This is a genomic window from Algoriphagus taiwanensis (genome assembly GCF_036245645.1).
Taxonomy (GTDB): domain Bacteria; phylum Bacteroidota; class Bacteroidia; order Cytophagales; family Cyclobacteriaceae; genus Algoriphagus; species Algoriphagus taiwanensis.
Genome location: NZ_BTPE01000003.1, coordinates 339,599 through 357,362, shown reverse-complemented (window position 1 = coordinate 357,362; position 17,764 = coordinate 339,599). Strand labels below are relative to the sequence as shown.

Below are 17,764 nucleotides of genomic sequence, written 5' to 3'. Positions count from 1 at the left end.
TATACTTGCCATGAAAAAATCCTATTTCCAATTACTAAGCATAGGAATAGCCGCTTGGGCAGCTTTTTCCTGCAACGAAAAATCAACAGAAGAACAATCAACTAATACTAAAGAAGTGACAGCAAAAGAAATTTTAGGAAATCCCGAATACCAAGCCATATCCTATGAAGGCTATCGTGCCAAATCCAGAGAAATCCAACCTAGCATTGCCCAGCTCAAAGAGGATTTGAAAATTCTTTCTGCCATGAATATCAAGGTTCTCCGAACCTACAATGTCCAATTTGCTCATGCCTCTAATCTTCTAAAGGCCATCAGTGAGTTGAAATCGGAAGATAAAAACTTCGAAATGTACGTGATGCTCGGGGCGTGGATTGACTGTAAGAATGCCTGGACGGATTTAGAGCCCGACCATGAGGTAGAAAGCGAGCAAAATGCCGGAGAAATAGACCGTGCAGTGGCTTTGGCCAATCAGTATCCGGACATTGTAAAAGTCCTTGCAGTAGGAAATGAAGCCATGGTCAAGTGGGCTACAAGCTATTTTGTCCAGCCTGCTGTAATTCTCAAGTGGGTAAACCACCTTCAATCACTCAAGGAAGAAGGAAAACTTCCAAAAGATCTTTGGATTACCAGTTCGGATGATTTCGCCTCTTGGGGTGGCGGGGATCCTCTTTATCATACCGAAGACCTCGCTAAACTGGCGAAAGCAGTGGATTACATTTCAATGCATACCTATCCCTATCACAACACCCATTACAATCCAAATTTCTGGAGGGTACCGGTAGAGCAATCTAAATTATCGGAAATGGAAAAAGTCGACGCAGCGATGATTAGAGCGGTAGATTTTGCCAAAGCTCAGTACGATTCAGTGAGAAATTACATGAAAAGCATCGGGGTGAATAAACCGATCCATATTGGAGAAACCGGCTGGGCTTCTGTTTCGGATGGGCTATACGGACCGGAGGGCTCCCATGCGACCGATGAATACAAGCAGGCCCGATATTATCATTTGATGCGAGAATGGACCAATAAGGCCGGCATTTCCTGCTTTTATTTCGAAGGATTCAATGAACCTTGGAAAGACGCCAACAACCCTATTGGCTCAGAAAACCACTTTGGCCTCTTCACAGAGACAGGTCAAGCAAAATATGTCCTTTGGGATATGGTCGACCAAGGAATCTTCAAGGACCTGACCCGAGATGGAAATCCAATCACCAAAACCTTTGATGGGAACAAAGAAAGCGTGCTAAAAACTGTCTTGGCACCACCTGCAAATTATTAATCAACCCTATTTCAAACCAATTAACCACCAAAACCCAAAACTATGTCAACCAAGACCACTTCTGTGCCGATGGGGCAAAAGATAGCCTTCGGCGTGGGTATGTTAGCCAATCAAATGTTTCCCGCGTCCCTTGGAATTTTCATGGTGGTGCTCGTGCAGAATCTGGGCTTTCCCGGATGGATGTGGGGAATTGTGTACTTTCTCCCTCGTGTGCTTGATGCTGTCACCGACCCGATCATGGGCTTCATTTCTGATAACACCAAATCCGTCTGGGGAAGACGTAGACAATATGTTTTCCTTGGGGCAATAGTGATGGGTGTCACTTTCTCAGTGATGTGGCAGCTCTACGGGGAAAATAGCGTGAATTACAACTTCATCTATTTCCTTTTGGGCTCCTTCGCTTTCTACATCGGTCTGACCATATTTAGTGTTCCTTATGTGGCCATGGGGTATGAGATGAGTGAGGATTTCCATGAGCGAACTCAAATCATGGCTATCGCGCAGTGGATTGGGCAGTGGGCTTGGGTGATTGCGCCTTGGTTTTGGGTGATTATGTATGATCCGAGTTGGTTTCCTAACCCAGAATCTGCGACCCGGACATTAGCGATCTGGGTAGGAGTCATTTTTGCGATTTGTGCGATGGTGCCGGCTATTTTCATTAAAAGTAAATCTACTTTGAATGAAAACTTTTCCCCACTCACTTTCAATGCCATCGGAGATAGCCTTTCTCAAATTTTAAGAGGTTTCAAAGAGGCTTTTTCATCCACTCCGTTTAGAAAGCTTTGTATTTCTACCTTCTTCATCTTCAACGCATTTAATACAGTTGCTGGCTTTGTCTTTTTCATCGTCGTTTGGCACTTATTCAATGGAGATGCAGGAGCGGCGGGCTATTGGACTCCGATTTTCGGAAGTGTAGGTGCATTAGTGACCACATTCATTGTAATTCCGATTGTGGCCAGGATGTCCAGAAAGATCGGAAAGAAAAATGCCTTCATGGTATCCCAAGGAATCGCTTTAATTGGTTATGCCTCTCTTTGGTTCCTCTTTGTCCCAGGAAAGCCTTGGATGTTCATTTTTTCCCTTCCTTTCCATTCATTCGGAATTGGTAGTCTTTTCGTCCTGATGATGTCCATGACTGCAGATGTGATTGACTTGGATGAGCTGAATTATGGAGTACGTCGTGAAGGGGTTTTTGGGGCGATCTATTGGTATATGGTCAAGTTTGGATTTGCCATTGCCGGCGGTTTGAGCGGAGTTATCTTGACTGTTGTGGGCTTTGATGGAAATGCCGCTGTCCAACCCGAAGGTGCTGTGGATGGGCTTCGACTTTTCTTCTCAGGACTTCCAATGCTAGGAACCCTTGCTGCTATGTATCTCATGCATGATTACGATGTGGATGAGGCTAGAGCCAACGAAATCAGGGAAGAACTCAAAAGGAGAAAAGAAGCTAAAAAAGCACCTTCCACTCCTTACACCGATTATCAAACCGGAAAAATTATTACGCTTTCCGATGCTGATCAGCGATCAGTTGCTCAGTTGCAGACCCGGTTCCAAGGCAAGTCCAGTCTGGAATTGAAAGCAATGTTTTCACAAATGTTTGAGTCCGGATTCCATGGCTTGTGCTTTAGCCCCTATCTCGAAGGACAAAATATCGGAGATACTCTAACGGAGGAGCAGATTCGTCGAAGGATAGAAATAATCGCCCCACATACCCAATGGGTGCGCTCCTTCTCCTGTACCGACGGGAATGAGTTGATTCCAAAAATTGCCAGAGAAAAAGGCTTGAAAACGATGGTAGGCGCCTGGCTAGGAGTCGATAAAGCAAAAAATGAAGCGGAAATAGCACAATTGATTCGCCTTGCCAAAGAGGGCTTGGTTGACATAGCCGTTGTCGGAAATGAGGTTTTACTTCGAAATGAACTATCTGAAGAGGAAGTGCTGGGCTATTTGAATAGCGTAAAGCAGGCCATTCCCAATGTCTCAGTGAGCTATGTGGATACTTATTTCCAGCTTTCTCAGCGGCCAAAAGTCATAGAAAACTGCGATTTGGTTTTGGCCAACTGCTATCCATTCTGGGAGGGCTGCAGCATCGAGCAGGCTCCAATTTACTTGCAGAAAATGTATGAAATGGTCAAATCTGCGGCAGGAAACAAAGAAGTGATTATCACAGAAACGGGCTGGCCCGACTCCGGTGAGCCAATGAATGGGGCCGTTCCTTCCGAAGAAAATACCATGAAATACCTCATCGCATCAAACGAATGGGCAAAAAGAGAAAATATAGCTTTATTCACCTTCTCATCTTTTGATGAACCTTGGAAGGTACATCACGAAGGTGAAGTGGGTCAAAGCTGGGGAATTTGGGATAAAAACGAACACTTAAAATACTGATTACTATGTCATTTAATGCTGACAAAATTTTGGCACTTGCAGGGAAGAATCTGCAGGGTTTAAGCAAACAAGAACTAGCGGAATCATTCCGGGAAATCCTCGAAGAAGGAATGCATGGAATATGCATCAGTCCTTATGAAGAAGGACAAAAACCCGGTGACACGCTCACAGAGCAACAAATCCGGAGAAGATTGGAAATTCTCCGTCCCTATACTCAATGGATTCGCTCCTTCTCCTGTACGGAAGGAAATGAACTGATTCCTGTCATCGCCAAAGAAATGGGCATGAAGACCCTGGTCGGAGCTTGGTTGGGAAAAGATGACGAAATCAATCAGGCTGAGGTTGAAGGCCTGGTCAAATTGGCAAAAGAAGGCTATGTGGATATTGCCGCGGTTGGCAATGAAGTCATGTACCGTAAGGACCTGACTGAAGATCAACTGTTGGAATTCATCGAAAGAGTGAAAAAGGAAATCCCCAAGATTCCGGTGGGATACGTGGATGCTTATTATGAGTTTGAGCACCGTCCCAGAATCACCGAAGCTTGCGATGTAGTCCTTTCTAATTGCTATCCGTATTGGGAAGGTTGCGCTATGGAATATTCCCTGCTTTACATCAAGGACATGTACAATAGGGCAAAAAGAGCTGGAAATGGCAAACCAGTTATCATCACTGAAACGGGTTGGCCAAGCCAGGGGACTCCACTTTATGGGGCTGTTCCTTCCGATGAAAACTTCATGAAATACTTTATCAATATCCAGACTTGGTCAAAATTGGATGACATTCCGGTATTCTACTTCTCGTCTTTTGATGAGTCCTGGAAAGTTGGTGCTGAAGGAGATGTTGGAGCTTACTGGGGAATTTGGGATAAGGATGAAAAGTTGAAATATTGAGAGATTAATGAAAAAAGGGCCTTCAAGGCCCTTTTTATTTTTATCGCATTTTTTCCACCCCTACACAGTAATCTAGATCTACTTTTAAATCACTCTCATTTTTGACTTGAACCTGACTCCAGCTTGCTTTTGGCTGAATTCTGAGCTTCTCTCCTCCTAATTCTACATCCACAGGCATGGTAAAATTGGGCAGGCAGGAAATCCATCGATAGTTTAGGGTTTGATTTTCAGTGAAATAGTATTCCAAAATCGGAATTCGTGAATCTCTTAAATATTGGTCAAAAATTGGCTTAAGGTCCATACCAAAGGCCTGGGAAATATAGCTTTCCACTTGCTGTGTGGTGACCGTTTGGTGGTAAAATTCCTGATTTAAGCCTCGGAGAATCTGTCTCCATTTTTCATCGTCATTTAAGATTTCCCGAAGCATATTGAGGAGGTTTCCTCCTTTGTAATACATGTCTCCCGAACCACGCTGATTGACTCCATAGGTTCCAATAATTGGGCGATCGTTCAAAATATTCATCCGAGTACCTCTGACATATTCCTGACCGGCTTCTTTTCCATAGTGGTAATCCAAAAAGAGGCTTTCCGAATAGTTGGTAAAGCTCTCATGGATCCACATATCAGCCACGTCCTTGTAGGTTATGTTATTGGCAAACCATTCGTGCCCGGCTTCGTGGATGATGATAAAGTCAAACTTCAATCCCCAACCTGTTCCGCTCAAATCCCTTCCCCAATAGCCCATTTGGTAGCCATTGCCATAAGTGACGGAACTTTGATGCTCCATGCCCAAATAAGGCGCATCCACCAGTTTGAAGCCATCTTCATAAAACGGATACGGCCCAAACCAATGCTCAAAAGCTTCCATCATTCGTCGGGCATCTTTGAAATGGACTTTGGCTTTTTCCAGATTTTCCCGGAGAACAAAGTAATCCATGTCCAAAGTCCCTTTTTCACCCTCGAATTTTTCTCCGAAATGGACATAGTCACCGATATTGATATTTACCCCATAATCATTGATGGGATTGACTACAGACCAATGGTAGGTGTTTTTACCCTCACCTATTTCGATTTCCACCAATCGCCCATTGGACACGTCCATTAGTCCATCCGGAACCGTGACGCTGATCATCAGACTGTCTACCTCGTCAGCTGGATGGTCTTTGAGTGGCCACCAGATACTCGAACCGATTCCCTGGTTGGAGGAGGCGATAAATGGCTTTCCGTTGGAATCCTTTGTCCAGGTAATTCCCCCGTCCCAAGGAGGTCGAATCGCTTCTTTGGGTTGCCCTTCGTAAGAAACAATCAGCTCCTCAAAGTTTCCGGGAATCTGCTTTTTCTTCAAGGTCACAAAGTGAGCAGCACCTTCCCTTTTGAAATCCAGCTTCTCTTCTTCCTGAATTATAGAAGTGATTTTCAAAGGTTCCTGCAAATCCAGCTGTATAACCTGATTTTCAGACAAGACCTTGTATCGAATTGTATTTGAGCCTTTTATGGATTTGGTTTCAGGGAAAATCTCTACCGCTAAATGGTAATGATTCAAATCCCACCAAGCCCGTTCAGGAGTGATACTGCCCCGGAGTGTATCCGCTCGGGTGAAGGATTTTTGAGCAAAGGCATGACCTATGGATAGAAATGAAAATAGAACTATTAGAAACCTAAAGCGAATCATAAATGGGTTTTTAAACTGTCTTTAAAATTATAATAAACCTAATACCAAGATTAAACCCAATTTGACTGAATCAAACTCCTCATTGGATAGCTCACCGATTTTCCGGATAAACCGTTCCTCTGAAATGGACTTTATTTGAAAGCAGTCGGCCATACTTTCTTTGATCAATCCATTGGTTTCTGAAGGGGAAATTCCTACCAACCATTGTTTTGGGCTTTTTAAGGCATCAGTGATTGGAACAACCACTTTCAATTTTAGGCTTCCAACAGAATCATGATTAACTACCACTGCTGGGCGGACTTTGTTGATTTCTTGGCCAATTTGTGGTGCAAAGTCGACTAACCAAACCTCTTTGGAGCGAATCATTTGATATCAGGGTCGGTGTCTGAGAAATTAGTGTCGGGATTTGAATAATATTCCTTGACCTCAGGATCATTTACTTCAAGCTCCATTTGACTGTAAATCTCATTTTTATACCTCTTCAAGCGGTCTAGGTTTTTCTGAAAACCACTATCCTTTGACGCAGACTTGATCAATAGCCCCTCAGCAGTTTCTTCAATTATCACAGTCTCTAAACTGTATTTCTTGATCAAATCCGCAGGAATTATCAAAGCTTTGCTGTTTCCGACTGTCGTTAGGGTCTTTTCCATAAATCAGAAATTTATTGTAATAACTAAGTTATAACAAAATAAGTGCTTTATCAGCATCAAATTTCAAATCTCCAATTCCAAATCGGAATCCTACCTTCCCCCCGGAGGACAATACCTTTTCAAAAAGTCGGTGTACAACTTTCTCAAATGGGCAGTGGTGCCCTCTCCTTCGTTGATTCCATGCGAACGATTTGGGTAAGGCATAAACTGGAAAAGTTTGCCGTGTTTGATCAGCTCATTGATCAGCATCTCGGCATTGTCATAGTGGACATTGTCATCGCCTGTGCCATGGATGTAAAGCAAATTGCCTTGAAGATTCTTGGCATGAGTCATCGGAGAACCAATGACAAAATCCTCCAGATTTTCCTGAGGAAGACCCATGTATCTTTCCTGATAAATATTATCATAAGTCAGCTGATTAGCCACTGCTGCCAAAGAAATACCGGTTTTGTAAATTTCTGGGTATTGGAACATTAGGTTCAAAGTAGCTGAACCTCCCCCACTATGTCCCCAAACAGCAACCCGCTCAGGATCCACAAAATCCCATTTGACAATCTGTGCTGCTGCTTCTGCCTGATCTGAGATATTCAGACGGCCGATTTTTCGGTAAATGCTCTTTCTCCAAGCACGCCCTTTTGGTGCTGGAGTACCTCGGTTGTCAACGGAAATATAGATATAGCCATCCTCAGCCATATCGCCGTCATAATTTCGGTTTCTGGCCACGCCGTAGCCATCCTTTACAGTGGCACCCCAAGGTTCGGTATAGACATAAAAGACCACCGGATACTTTTTGGATGGGTCAAAATTGGTTGGCTTGACCATCAATCCGTCCATTTCGGTACCGTCAGCGGTATTGATTTTGAAGAACTCCACGGTTTTGGGTCCCTGATTTTGAGCCAAATTGGCTTCAATGCTCTTATCTGCATCCAAAGGCGCATGCTTAGCTAAACTGATCCATTCTGAAGATGGCCGTGTGAAGGAATTGCTAAACTGATGCAAAGCAAACTGGCCAGAAGGGGATATGGTGTAAGTGTTAGTTCCTTCAAAAAGAGCTGGAGTGACTCGTTCAGCCTTGCTTTTTCCATCCAATTTGATACGATACAAATACTTTTGGGTAGCATTTTCAGGAGAAGCATGGAAGTAAGCCATTTTAGCCTTTTCATCTAGATGCAGCAAATTGATCACATCGTAATCGCCCGGAGTCAAGAGGGTTTCTTTGCCATCCAGACCGATGGAATACACATGTCTCCAGCCGTCTTTTTCGCTAAACCAAAGAAAGGATTTCTTATCATTTAGCCACTTAAGTTCATGTCTGTAGGTCAATCCATAGACATTTTCCCAGTTAGAAAGGACATCTATCCAAGTTTCTTCTTTTTCCTCAGAGATCACTTTGGCCTCGTTAGCAGAAACATTCACAGCATAGATTTTGCTGTGGTTTTGCTTTCTGTTGAGCTGTTGAACCAGGATTAAATCTGGATTATTCCATTCCATTCTTGGCAAATAATGCTGTTGAGGATCACCGGGAATATTCAGCCAAGTCGTCTTTTGCGAAGCCAAATCAATCACTCCAATTCTGGCTGGAGAAGGCGATTCCCCTACCTTGGGATATTCCACCGGAATCACCTGAGAATAGACCGAATCGGTAAAATTCATCATGTAATAATCCCGAATCTGATTGGCATCGATCTGCCAAAAGGAAATCTTTTGGCTATCCGGACTCCATTGAAATCCGTCACGACAGGCAAATTCTTCCTCATAAGCCCAATCGAAAGTTCCGTTGATCAGTTTTCGGTTTCCGTCTTTTGTCAATTGGGTGATTATACCGGAAGCCAAATCCTCAACATAAAGATTGAATTCACTGACATAAGCGATTTTGGTTGCATCAGGAGAAAGTTTGGCAAAACGCTGGGAAGATGCCGGAAGGCCTTTTCCGGTCTTTTTTAGACTTTTGGACTGTAAATCCATTACCCAGTATTCCCCTTGGGTATCCAATCTCCACACCCGCTTGGTATTGGTGTAGATGAGTAGTTTTTGATTGTCTTGAGAAAAGGAAAAATCTCTGACTCGAAGGGCACTTTCACCCGGAGGAGTCAAATCAGCCTCAGAAAGTATGACTTGTTTTTCTAAGGAAGGCAGAACATATTTTACCAGCTGGTTTTGTTCCAACTGAAAATAGGAATTGCCATCTGGACCCCATTGGAAGTTTTGGGCTGATAGTGGGCATGAAATAAGAATTAGACTGAAAAACAGCCAACTGAGGAGGATTTTTCGAAGTGGATTCATAAGCGGAAAATAAAAGGAAATTCTAAGTCTGCCCAACAAACTTTGTGGAGTGGAGATAGGAATGGACGAGGACCCACTAGGTCTTTATTGGAATTTACTCCAATTCTCCAAGACGATATTCAAAGTCGCTTTGCAAATCCTCATGAAGGGTTGAAATCAGTTTTACAGCTTTACCAATTTGAACTCGATAAAGATTATCAATAACAGGATGGTGATGTTTGAGATACTCGGATTTCTTCATTTGCTCACAGAAATAAAGGATCAATTCAGCCTGATCAGCTTTGTTTTTACTCAGCTTCAATGCTTTATTCAATTTCCTGCGAATAGCTTGTGCTGACTTTTTCGCCAGAAAGTAGTTCTTGGTGTTTGCCGTTTGAAAAGCTTCCTCCAATTCCTCTTTCACCTCATTGACGAAGAGCTGAGGCATGTCTCGCTCATTGAGTTTGAAGTACAAATAGGCCTTATTGTCTCTTGAAAACTTGGCCAATTCGGTAATTAAGTCGACCAATTCTTTCTCCGAGAGATAACTGAGCTCTTTCTTGAGTTGAGCCAGACTGGGGATTTCCATCACAGGTTTCTTTTTCTTTCAAACAAATAATAATCCATGCTGAACTTTCCTGACCCGATCAATCCTAAAGCCAGGAAACAGGTAGCCAACATAAACGGCAATTGCCCATCTTCTAGAATTCTACCTCCATGAGCAAAGACCACAGCAACAAATAAGGTAAATGCCATGGAAAAGGCTCCCAACCGAATTCCGGCTAAAACAAGGATGGCCGAAATGAATTCCACTCCTTGAGAAAGTGGGGCCAAAATATCGGGAATTGGCCAGTTTAGACTTTCCAAAAAACCAATCAACTCCCCCATTTTTCCTTCGAAAAGGTAACTTCCACTGGCTTTCAACATGTAAATACCCAAACCAATGCGGAGAATTAAGGTTCCGAAATCAGGAAATTCGCGCTGATACAGTTTTCCAATCCTTGTCATAAAATCCAGTTGGAAAACAAGTAAATGGTCAACATCCCCCAGGCTGTGCCGGTCACCATACTCAGGATGGCCAGGAGCACTGCATGCGGCATAAGGTCTTTCCGATAGGCAGCCGTAACCGCCGGAGCGGTAGAAATTCCTCCCAAATTGGCCATGGATGCTATTGGAACCCAAATCAGATTTAATCTCAAAACTCTGGAAACAAGGATCATCCCCAGAAAATGTAGAATCAGCCAAACTAAAACCAAACCGACAAAGGAGAAAGGTAAAGTCAGATTGCTGAAGTCCAGCCTCAACCCAAGAATGGCCATTACCAAAACGATGCAGACACCGCCTAATTTCAAAGAAAAGCCCGTATTCCAATTAGGCACCAGATTACCGAGCATCATTCCCAAAATGGATAAACTAATGACCAGATTTAAGAATGAAATTTCTAGCCAAAAAGTGATTCCTGCCAAACTGACAAATACCAAAAAAATAGCCCAAGGATAGATTTTCTTCCCTGTGGTTTGGTCTGCGGAAGCAAGATTTGCAGGCAAAGGGTCCTTTATGCCCATCCATTGGCTGATCATTTCCCCTTTTTTGATAAACTGAAACATCAAAATCGTCCAGATATTGACTAGAATATTGTCCAAAACCAACACAGACAGAAAGATATTCTCAGGGGTTTGGGCCAATTCTTTCAAGATCAATTGAGAAGTACTGCCTCCGATCCACCCACCTACGATCGGAACCAAACCTTTCCAGTAATCCTGATCAATAAATATTGCCTGATTGTCCGGAGAAAAGAGGGTAAAGGCACTAACCAAGATTACCGGAAGTGTGGCGATAAAAAGACTCCCCGCAAAGAACAAGATCAAAGGCCTCGCCCCCACAATCGCCAACTGCCGCAATGGAAGTGCAGACATCACTGCCAAAAGGGTGATCGGGATAATCCAGTTTCGACTCCAAGAGTGCAAAACCACCCCCGAAAGGTCCCAGCCAAAAGCATGAGTAAACCCTGCCGGGATGACATAGGCAAAAAGAATGGCTGGAAACCAGTTCAGAATTCCTTGAATGACACGATTGTTTATTTGATTGATTTTCAATACAAAAACAACCGTAATAATAACTATAAGTGATGCTAAAATATCCGGGTTAAGCTCCATCAGAAGTCTTGGGTTAAGAGTCCAAGGCAAGTCTGAATGCCTTCCAGATAATTCCCGATTCGGATATTTTCATTGGGTCCGTGGATGTTATTGTCAGGATTGGGAATTCGAACGGAAACGGCTGGAGCTCCCAAAATATTGATAAAAGGAGCCATGGGCTGAGAGCCTCCGGTCTGTCGGGTCTTGATAAACTGATCTCCAAACACCTGTCTCATTCCCTGGTCCAGCCAATTTGCAAAGTCGGTATCCATCTCCGCACGAAAAGGCTGAGAACCATTGCGGGTTTTGAAAGAAGCGATTTTGGGATATTTTTTACGCTCTTCTTCCGTAGGCTCCTCTCCCTCTATCAGGTAAAATCCTTGATCCAAAATGAACTTTTGAAGCAGTGCCAATTGCCGTTCATTGGGAGTTTCTTTGACTGTTCGAATGTCTATTTCTACTACTGCTTCAGATGGAATCAGTGTCCGAACCTCAGATCCTGTCCATCCGGATTTTAATCCCCGAATATTCAGTGAAGGGAATTGAAGTGCTTCCTGATAGTTTCTTCCTACTTTTTCCGCTTCCGCGAAACCCATTTCATGAGCCATTTCTATATTGTCTTCAGGGATTTCGCTCATGGCCCGAAAATCTTCCTCAGAAATATTTACCCCCTCGTAGAATCCCGGAATCAAGACTTTTCCTTTTTCATCTTTCATCGCTGCCAAAAGTCTGGAAAGCTGGAAAGCAGGATTAGGAGCAAAATTTCCATACTGTCCGCTGTGCAAGTCATTGGATGCCCCAAAAACTTTGATAGTAGCGGTGACTATGCCCCGGGCACCAAAAGCCAAATTGGGAAGATTGGAAAAGTGTCGGGTGCCATCCATGATCAAAATCCCATCTGCTTGGAATAGATCCTTATTGGCAGCTACTATCGGTGCCAATTCTGGAGAACTGATTTCTTCCTGATAGTCCAGGATGAATTTCAGATTAACCGATGGTTCTAAATTTCTTTCTCTCAGAATATCCAAAGCTGAAAGAAAAGTCATGGTAGGTCCCTTAGAATCCGATGCTGATCGGGCAAAAATTTTCCATTCTGGATTGATTTTCCCATCCAAAAAGTTCCAGTTAATCGGTTCCCATTTCCCGCCTATTTCCTCCATCAGCTCAGGGATATAGGGGCTTTCCTGATTCCAGGCAGAGGAATCTACAGGTTGGCCGTCAACTTGCATATAAACCAAAATGGTTTTCTTCTCAGGATCCATTTTTCCTTGTGCGAAAAGATGGGGAACTCCATTTCCGGTTAAAATTTGCGTCTGAAAGCCTCTTTTCTCCAAAGCTGTTTGGGTCCATTCAAGATTTAGGAGAATGTCCTCCGGCACTTTTCCATTGTTGGGTAAGGTGAGGTATTCCCTAAACTCTATTAAAGAGGTCCTTAACTGGGCTTCAGAAGATTGAATGATTTCCTGTTTCGAAAGTTGAGCTTGGGCAGTTCCTGCAATAAATAAAGAAAGGAACAAAAACGATTTTCGCATATCGGGTGTTTTGGAAAAGGAATTTAGGAATCTTTGGGTAAATCATAAGTTTTGACAGAAATCAAAATCTCCCAAAGCTCAAGTCCCGGTCTTGAATGAAAGTCTTGTATTGACTAAGTTTAGCAGCAGAATAATAAACTCAAATGGAAACCTACGGAAAGATCTTGTTGATAGCGATGCCGGCATTTTTTGTGTTGGTCTTGTTTGAAAAGTTTTGGGGGATTTGGAAGCATAAAGACACCGTACCGCTTACGGATATGATTTCCAGCCTGAGTTCAGGCATGACCAATGTGACCAAGGATGTATTGGGATTGAGTGTGGTGGTGATTTCCTATGACTGGCTTTACAGCAAATTCGGATTTTTCCAGATTGAAGCCACTTGGATTGTGTATGTGATCGCCTTTTTTGCCCTGGACTTTGCAGGGTATTGGACCCACCGGATCGCACATGAGTACAATATTTTCTGGAACAACCACATCATCCATCACAGCTCAGAGGAGTTTAATTTGGCTTGCGCCTTAAGGCAAAGTATCTCTTCGATTGTCAAGATTTTTGCTGTTTTCCTGATTCCTGCGGCCATTTTGGGAGTTCCGCCTGAGGTAATTGCCATTGTAGCTCCTTTGCATTTGTTTGCCCAGTTTTGGTATCATACCCAGCACATCGGAAGGATGGGCTTATTGGAAAAAATCATCGTCACTCCCTCCCACCACCGGGTTCATCATGCCATCAACCCAGAATATTTGGATAAGAATTATGGGCAAATCTTCATCTTTTGGGACAAGTGGTTTGGAACCTATCAGGAGGAAAAAGAGGAAATCCCAGCAGTCTATGGAGTCACTCGTCCCGTCCAGACTTGGAACCCGATCAAGATCAATTTCATGCACCTTTGGCTTTTGATCAAAGATGCTTGGAGAACCAAAAACTGGTCTGATAAGCTGAAAATCTGGTTTATGCCTCTAGGCTGGAGACCTGCCGACGTAGCCGAAAAGTATCCTGTCAATAAAATCAAGGATGTCTACCATTTTGAAAAATACAATCCTCAACTGACCAAAGGAATGCTCGTTTGGAGCTTTACGCAATTGATTGTGATGCTGTTACTCTTGAGCTATTTATTTGGAAATCTTGCTGCCATTGGTTCTCCGGGTATCTTTTACTACGGTGGATTTGTTTTCTTGACAGTCTTTGCCTACACGGAGCTCATGGACAGGAATCCAAACGCTTGGGCATGGGAGCTTCTTAAAGTAGCTTACGCCATGTATTTTGTGGTTACCACCGGGGATTGGTTTGAATTGAATAAGTTTTTGCCTGGTTCTCTTTATATTTTTGTTGGGTATTTGGCGCTTTCTGCGGCTTTTTCGATCTGGTTTTCATTCAGAAAAGAAAAAATGCAATTGGCCAGCTGAGCTAGAGATTCATGAAAGAACTCAAACAAATCATTCAGGCCTACGAAGCTTGTAAAGCCGAAAATCAAGCTATGGCCTTAGCTACTGTAGTTAAGGTGGATGGCTCGGCGTACAGAAGACCCGGGGCACGCATGCTGGTGACTCAAGACGGTACCCTAACCGGAGCGATTAGCGGCGGATGTCTAGAAGGAGATGCGCTTCGCAAAGCCCAAACGGTGATTTTTCAAGGGAAATCCATGCTGGTCACCTACGATACCACCGATGAAGATGATCAAAAGTTTGGAGTAGGTTTAGGTTGCAATGGCATCATCCATGTACTGATTGAACCGATTGATCTCAATGATCCCAAAAATCCAATAGAGCTGATAAAGGAGGCGCTTTCTGATCGTCAAATCAGCTTGCTGTTAACTGTATTTTCTATTCCAAGGTCAAAATCTGAGCAGATTGGGACCGTTTTTCTGAAAAAAGGAAATCACGAATACGGTTCTGCAGAAAAGCTTCCACCCCAACTTTGGCTTAGGCTAAAACATGAAATCCAAAGTTTCGAAGGAGGCCAAAGTCAAATTCAGACTTTCGAGGACTTGGAGGGGATTTCAGTTTTTTTTGAACTTATAAAGCCTGCCACCCGGGTTCTTTTATTTGGAGCGGGGAATGATACGATTCCAGTTGCCAAGTTTGCAGAGTTGTTAGGCTTTGAGTTGATTCTTATTGATGGCCGAAAAAATTTGGCTACCCAATCACGTTTCCCTCAAGCCAAGCAGATTATCCAAGGTCCAGCCGAAGAGGTAATTGACCGAATCGAAACTGATTTGAATACGGTTGCTCTTCTTATGACCCATAATTTCGAATACGAGGTAGTGGTTTTGGAGAAGTTGTTGACTTGTATGATTCCTTACATCGGGATCTTGGGTCCAAAAAGAAAAACCGAAAAGCTGGTCCAAAGACTCAATTCAAAAGGAGTTGAAGTATCCATGGAAAACATCTATGCGCCTATCGGATTGGAAATCGGGGCAGAGACTTCGGAAGAAATAGCATTGTCCATTTTTGCAGAAATCAAGGCAGTCCTAAATCAAAAGCAGCCTATTTTTCTTCGAGACAAAGAAGGTCCTATCCACGAAAAAGGAGTATGAAAACGGCTGTTATCCTTTTGGCAGCAGGTTCTTCTTCCCGTTTAGGAAGGCCCAAGCAATTGGTTGATTTTCAAGGGAAAAAATTAATCCAAAAAGCAATCGAAGAAGCCCGAAAAAGTAAAGCGGAAAGCATGGTTGTGGTTTTGGGTTGGAATCCAGAATTGATCAAAACCGGCTTTGATGCTGATCAAATTCCCTTTGTAGTCAATCCGAAATGGGAGGAAGGAATGGCTTCGAGTATGCAAGCCGGGCTTCGTTTTTTGATGGAAAAAAAGCAGCCCGAGCAGGTGATTTTGATGTTGGTGGATCAGCCCTTTGTGGATTGTAATCTTTTGGATCGTTTGATCGAGGAAAAGGCTAAATCCGGGAAAGGAATTGTGGCATATTCTTACTCAGGAACCTTGGGTGTCCCTGCAATTTTTGACCAAACTTATTTCGAAGAGATGCTTAGCTTTAAAGGTTCTGAAGGGGCCAAAAAAGTGATTTTGAAAAATTCCTTGGATGTTTGTCCAATAGATTTTCCTCTAGGGGCTGTGGATTTGGATACGGAAGAGGATTTGTACAGATTGAAAGATTGGAAGATTTGAAGATTGAAAAATTACTACTCTATGTCTTTAAAGAAATCATCCAAATCCAAGCTAAACCCTTCAATCACCGTTGAGTCGACTATATCCCCTGAAGTGAGTAACCGGGAAGGAACGTATTTTCCATCTATTAGAGTGTAGATCATCAGATTTTGGCTTTCAGGATTGACAATCCAATACTCTCTGACTCCATACGATTCATACAGCTCAAATTTATTTTTGAGTTCCATCTTGTTGTTTCCGGGTGACAGAATCTCCACAATCAGGTCCGGAGCACCAATACATCCGCGATCATCCAGCTTTTCAGGATCGCATATCACACAGATATCCGGTTGTACCACACTTCTGATTTTCCGGTCTTCTACAGGTCCATCAGTAAATCGAACGTCAAAAGGACCAGAATAAACCTGACATTTTTGTCCTTTTAGAAAAGTACCAAGCCTTAGGAAAAGCTCCCCTGAAACTTTCTGATGTATTCGTTTGGGTGCTGCTGCCGCTTTTTTAAAACGGATTCCCTTGATCAATTCAACTACTTCGTCAAAATTCCAAGTCAAATAATCTGCATACGAATACAAACCGAATTCGGCATCAGGTTCTTTTACAGTATCTGGCTTATTGGTTTCCATAACCTAAATATACTTATCCTAAACTATTTAAGTTCAGATTGACAATACTTGAATTCTAGATTTTTAATGCCGCCTTATCTCAAAAACAACCTTTCTCACCCAATCTATGGTCAAATCAATCTCCGATTCGGAAGTATTTTTCCCCAAGGAAAAGCGAATAGAAGCTCTTCCTAAATCCGAACTCAATCCCATCGCTGCCAATACATGACTGGGTTTGGGTGAAATGGAAGTACAGGCCGAACCGGAACTTACTGCCACCTTTTGATTCACCCGTTTTAGGAGTTCCTCTCCTTCTACTCCACCAAAGGCAATATTGCTCACATGAGGCAATCTATTCTCTCGACTTCCGTTCAAAAAAGTATCTGAAATCGTCAAAAGTCCCTTTTCAAGCTGATCTCTCAACTCTCCCAAGCGAATTGCCTCAGTTCTCATTTCCTGCATCCTTAACTCTGCAGCTTTTCCAAAACCGACAATTCCGGGGACATTGAGCGTACCACTTCTAATGCCTTTTTCGTGTCCTCCGCCATGGATTTGGGCCAATGGCTTAGGTAAATCATGGTTGTGCCGAACAAAAAGTGCCCCCACTCCTTTTGGTCCATACAGCTTGTGGGCGGAGAGAGCCATCAAGTGGATGCCTTGGGTGAAAACCGGGATTTTTCCTGCTGCCTGCACTGCATCCGTGAAAAAGATGATATTTCTGGATTCAGCCAATTTAGCTATCTCTTTTACGGGATGAATGACTCCTGTTTCGTTATTGGCCCACATGAGGCAGATCATTTTGGTATGAGGCAAAATAGGATCTTGGAGCTCTTCGAGTCTGATTTCCCCTTTGGTATTGACCTTTAAATAGGTGACTTCTGCTCCTCTCCTTTCGATTTCTTCAAATGTGTCCAACACCGCTTTATGCTCTGTGGCGAAGGTGATGTAGTGTTGCTTTTCCCCAAAATAGGCTTCAAAAGTTCCTTTGATTCCTAAATTGATAGCTTCCGTGGCCCCCGAGGTAAAAATGATTTCTTTGGGTCGAGCCCCAATCAAATTCGCAACCTGTTCCCTTGCGGTTTCCACGGCATTTTCAGCCAACCAACCATAAGGATGGCTCTTGCTTGCGGCATTTCCATAGTGCGTTCCAAAATAAGGCATCATGGCTTCAATCACCTCTGGGGCGCAGGGCGTAGTCGCATTGTAGTCCAAATAAATGGGGTAATTCATGGTC

At 43.2% G+C, this 17,764-nt stretch carries 16 protein-coding genes; 6 read left to right on the top strand and 10 right to left on the bottom strand.

Annotated elements, in window-relative coordinates:
- The first annotated feature begins 10 nt into the window (after window positions 1-10).
- From AAA938_RS05895 to AAA938_RS05885, 3 genes are read left to right on the top strand one after another with little or no spacing between them, the layout of a single operon-like run.
- Window positions 11-1,279 (top strand): glycoside hydrolase family 17 protein, encoded by a 1,269-nt coding sequence (locus AAA938_RS05895; RefSeq protein ID WP_338227715.1) that lies wholly within the window; start codon window positions 11-13, stop codon window positions 1,277-1,279.
- A 42-nt stretch (window positions 1,280-1,321) separates the two neighbouring features.
- Window positions 1,322-3,667: an MFS transporter gene (locus tag AAA938_RS05890; RefSeq protein WP_338227714.1), complete on the top strand. Its 2,346-nt coding sequence runs from the start codon at window positions 1,322-1,324 to the stop codon at window positions 3,665-3,667.
- Between the two features lie 5 nt (window positions 3,668-3,672).
- Window positions 3,673-4,557, top strand: a complete 885-nt coding sequence (locus AAA938_RS05885; RefSeq protein WP_338227713.1) for a glycoside hydrolase family 17 protein — start codon at window positions 3,673-3,675, stop codon at window positions 4,555-4,557.
- A gap of 40 nt (window positions 4,558-4,597) precedes the next feature.
- On the opposite strand, the gene AAA938_RS05880 is transcribed toward AAA938_RS05885, so the two are convergent.
- The 8 genes from AAA938_RS05880 to AAA938_RS05845 all read right to left on the bottom strand — a co-directional run bounded on the left by AAA938_RS05880 (window position 4,598) and on the right by AAA938_RS05845 (window position 12,808).
- Window positions 4,598-6,229, bottom strand: coding sequence for a M1 family metallopeptidase (locus AAA938_RS05880; RefSeq protein WP_338227712.1), 1,632 nt, complete (start codon window positions 6,227-6,229; stop codon window positions 4,598-4,600).
- Window positions 6,230-6,256: 27 nt separating this feature from the next.
- The gene (locus AAA938_RS05875) at window positions 6,257-6,595 is read right to left on the bottom strand and encodes a type II toxin-antitoxin system PemK/MazF family toxin (protein ID WP_338227711.1); all 339 of its coding nucleotides are present in this window, start codon (window positions 6,593-6,595) and stop codon (window positions 6,257-6,259) included.
- Complete coding sequence (locus tag AAA938_RS05870; protein WP_338227710.1) at window positions 6,592-6,879, bottom strand: AbrB/MazE/SpoVT family DNA-binding domain-containing protein; 288 nt, start codon at window positions 6,877-6,879, stop codon at window positions 6,592-6,594. The genes AAA938_RS05875 and AAA938_RS05870 overlap by 4 nt, the downstream gene beginning before the upstream one ends.
- A gap of 90 nt (window positions 6,880-6,969) precedes the next feature.
- Window positions 6,970-9,162, bottom strand: a complete 2,193-nt coding sequence (locus tag AAA938_RS05865; protein WP_338227709.1) for a S9 family peptidase — start codon at window positions 9,160-9,162, stop codon at window positions 6,970-6,972.
- A gap of 94 nt (window positions 9,163-9,256) precedes the next feature.
- The gene (locus AAA938_RS05860) at window positions 9,257-9,730 is read right to left on the bottom strand and encodes a hypothetical protein (protein WP_338227708.1); all 474 of its coding nucleotides are present in this window, start codon (window positions 9,728-9,730) and stop codon (window positions 9,257-9,259) included.
- Window positions 9,730-10,149, bottom strand: a complete 420-nt coding sequence (locus tag AAA938_RS05855) for a DoxX family protein (protein ID WP_338227707.1) — start codon at window positions 10,147-10,149, stop codon at window positions 9,730-9,732. Before AAA938_RS05855 ends, AAA938_RS05860 begins: the two co-directional genes overlap by 1 nt.
- Window positions 10,146-11,297, bottom strand: a complete 1,152-nt coding sequence (locus tag AAA938_RS05850) for a DUF819 family protein (RefSeq protein ID WP_338227706.1) — start codon at window positions 11,295-11,297, stop codon at window positions 10,146-10,148. The genes AAA938_RS05855 and AAA938_RS05850 overlap by 4 nt, the downstream gene beginning before the upstream one ends.
- Window positions 11,297-12,808 carry a M20/M25/M40 family metallo-hydrolase gene (locus AAA938_RS05845; RefSeq protein ID WP_338227705.1) on the bottom strand — a complete coding sequence of 504 codons (1,512 nt, stop codon included), beginning with the start codon at window positions 12,806-12,808 and terminating at the stop codon, window positions 11,297-11,299. The genes AAA938_RS05850 and AAA938_RS05845 overlap by 1 nt, the downstream gene beginning before the upstream one ends.
- A 143-nt stretch (window positions 12,809-12,951) precedes the next feature.
- On the opposite strand from AAA938_RS05845, the gene AAA938_RS05840 reads away from it, so the two are divergent.
- From AAA938_RS05840 to AAA938_RS05830, 3 genes are read left to right on the top strand one after another with little or no spacing between them, the layout of a single operon-like run.
- Window positions 12,952-14,211 (top strand): sterol desaturase family protein, encoded by a 1,260-nt coding sequence (locus AAA938_RS05840; RefSeq protein ID WP_338227704.1) that lies wholly within the window; start codon window positions 12,952-12,954, stop codon window positions 14,209-14,211.
- A gap of 11 nt (window positions 14,212-14,222) precedes the next feature.
- Window positions 14,223-15,341 (top strand): XdhC family protein, encoded by a 1,119-nt coding sequence (locus tag AAA938_RS05835; protein WP_338227703.1) that lies wholly within the window; start codon window positions 14,223-14,225, stop codon window positions 15,339-15,341.
- Window positions 15,338-15,928 (top strand): nucleotidyltransferase family protein, encoded by a 591-nt coding sequence (locus tag AAA938_RS05830; protein WP_338227702.1) that lies wholly within the window; start codon window positions 15,338-15,340, stop codon window positions 15,926-15,928. Before AAA938_RS05835 ends, AAA938_RS05830 begins: the two co-directional genes overlap by 4 nt.
- Window positions 15,929-15,942: 14 nt before the next feature.
- Here the strand turns inward: AAA938_RS05830 and AAA938_RS05825 are convergent, their stop codons facing one another.
- On the bottom strand, window positions 15,943-16,551 hold the full coding sequence (locus AAA938_RS05825) for a Uma2 family endonuclease (protein WP_338227701.1): 609 nt from the start codon (window positions 16,549-16,551) through the stop codon (window positions 15,943-15,945).
- 63 nt (window positions 16,552-16,614) lie between these two features.
- Window positions 16,615-17,760, bottom strand: a complete 1,146-nt coding sequence (locus tag AAA938_RS05820) for a cysteine desulfurase family protein (protein WP_338227700.1) — start codon at window positions 17,758-17,760, stop codon at window positions 16,615-16,617.
- Window positions 17,761-17,764: the final 4 nt, after the last annotated feature.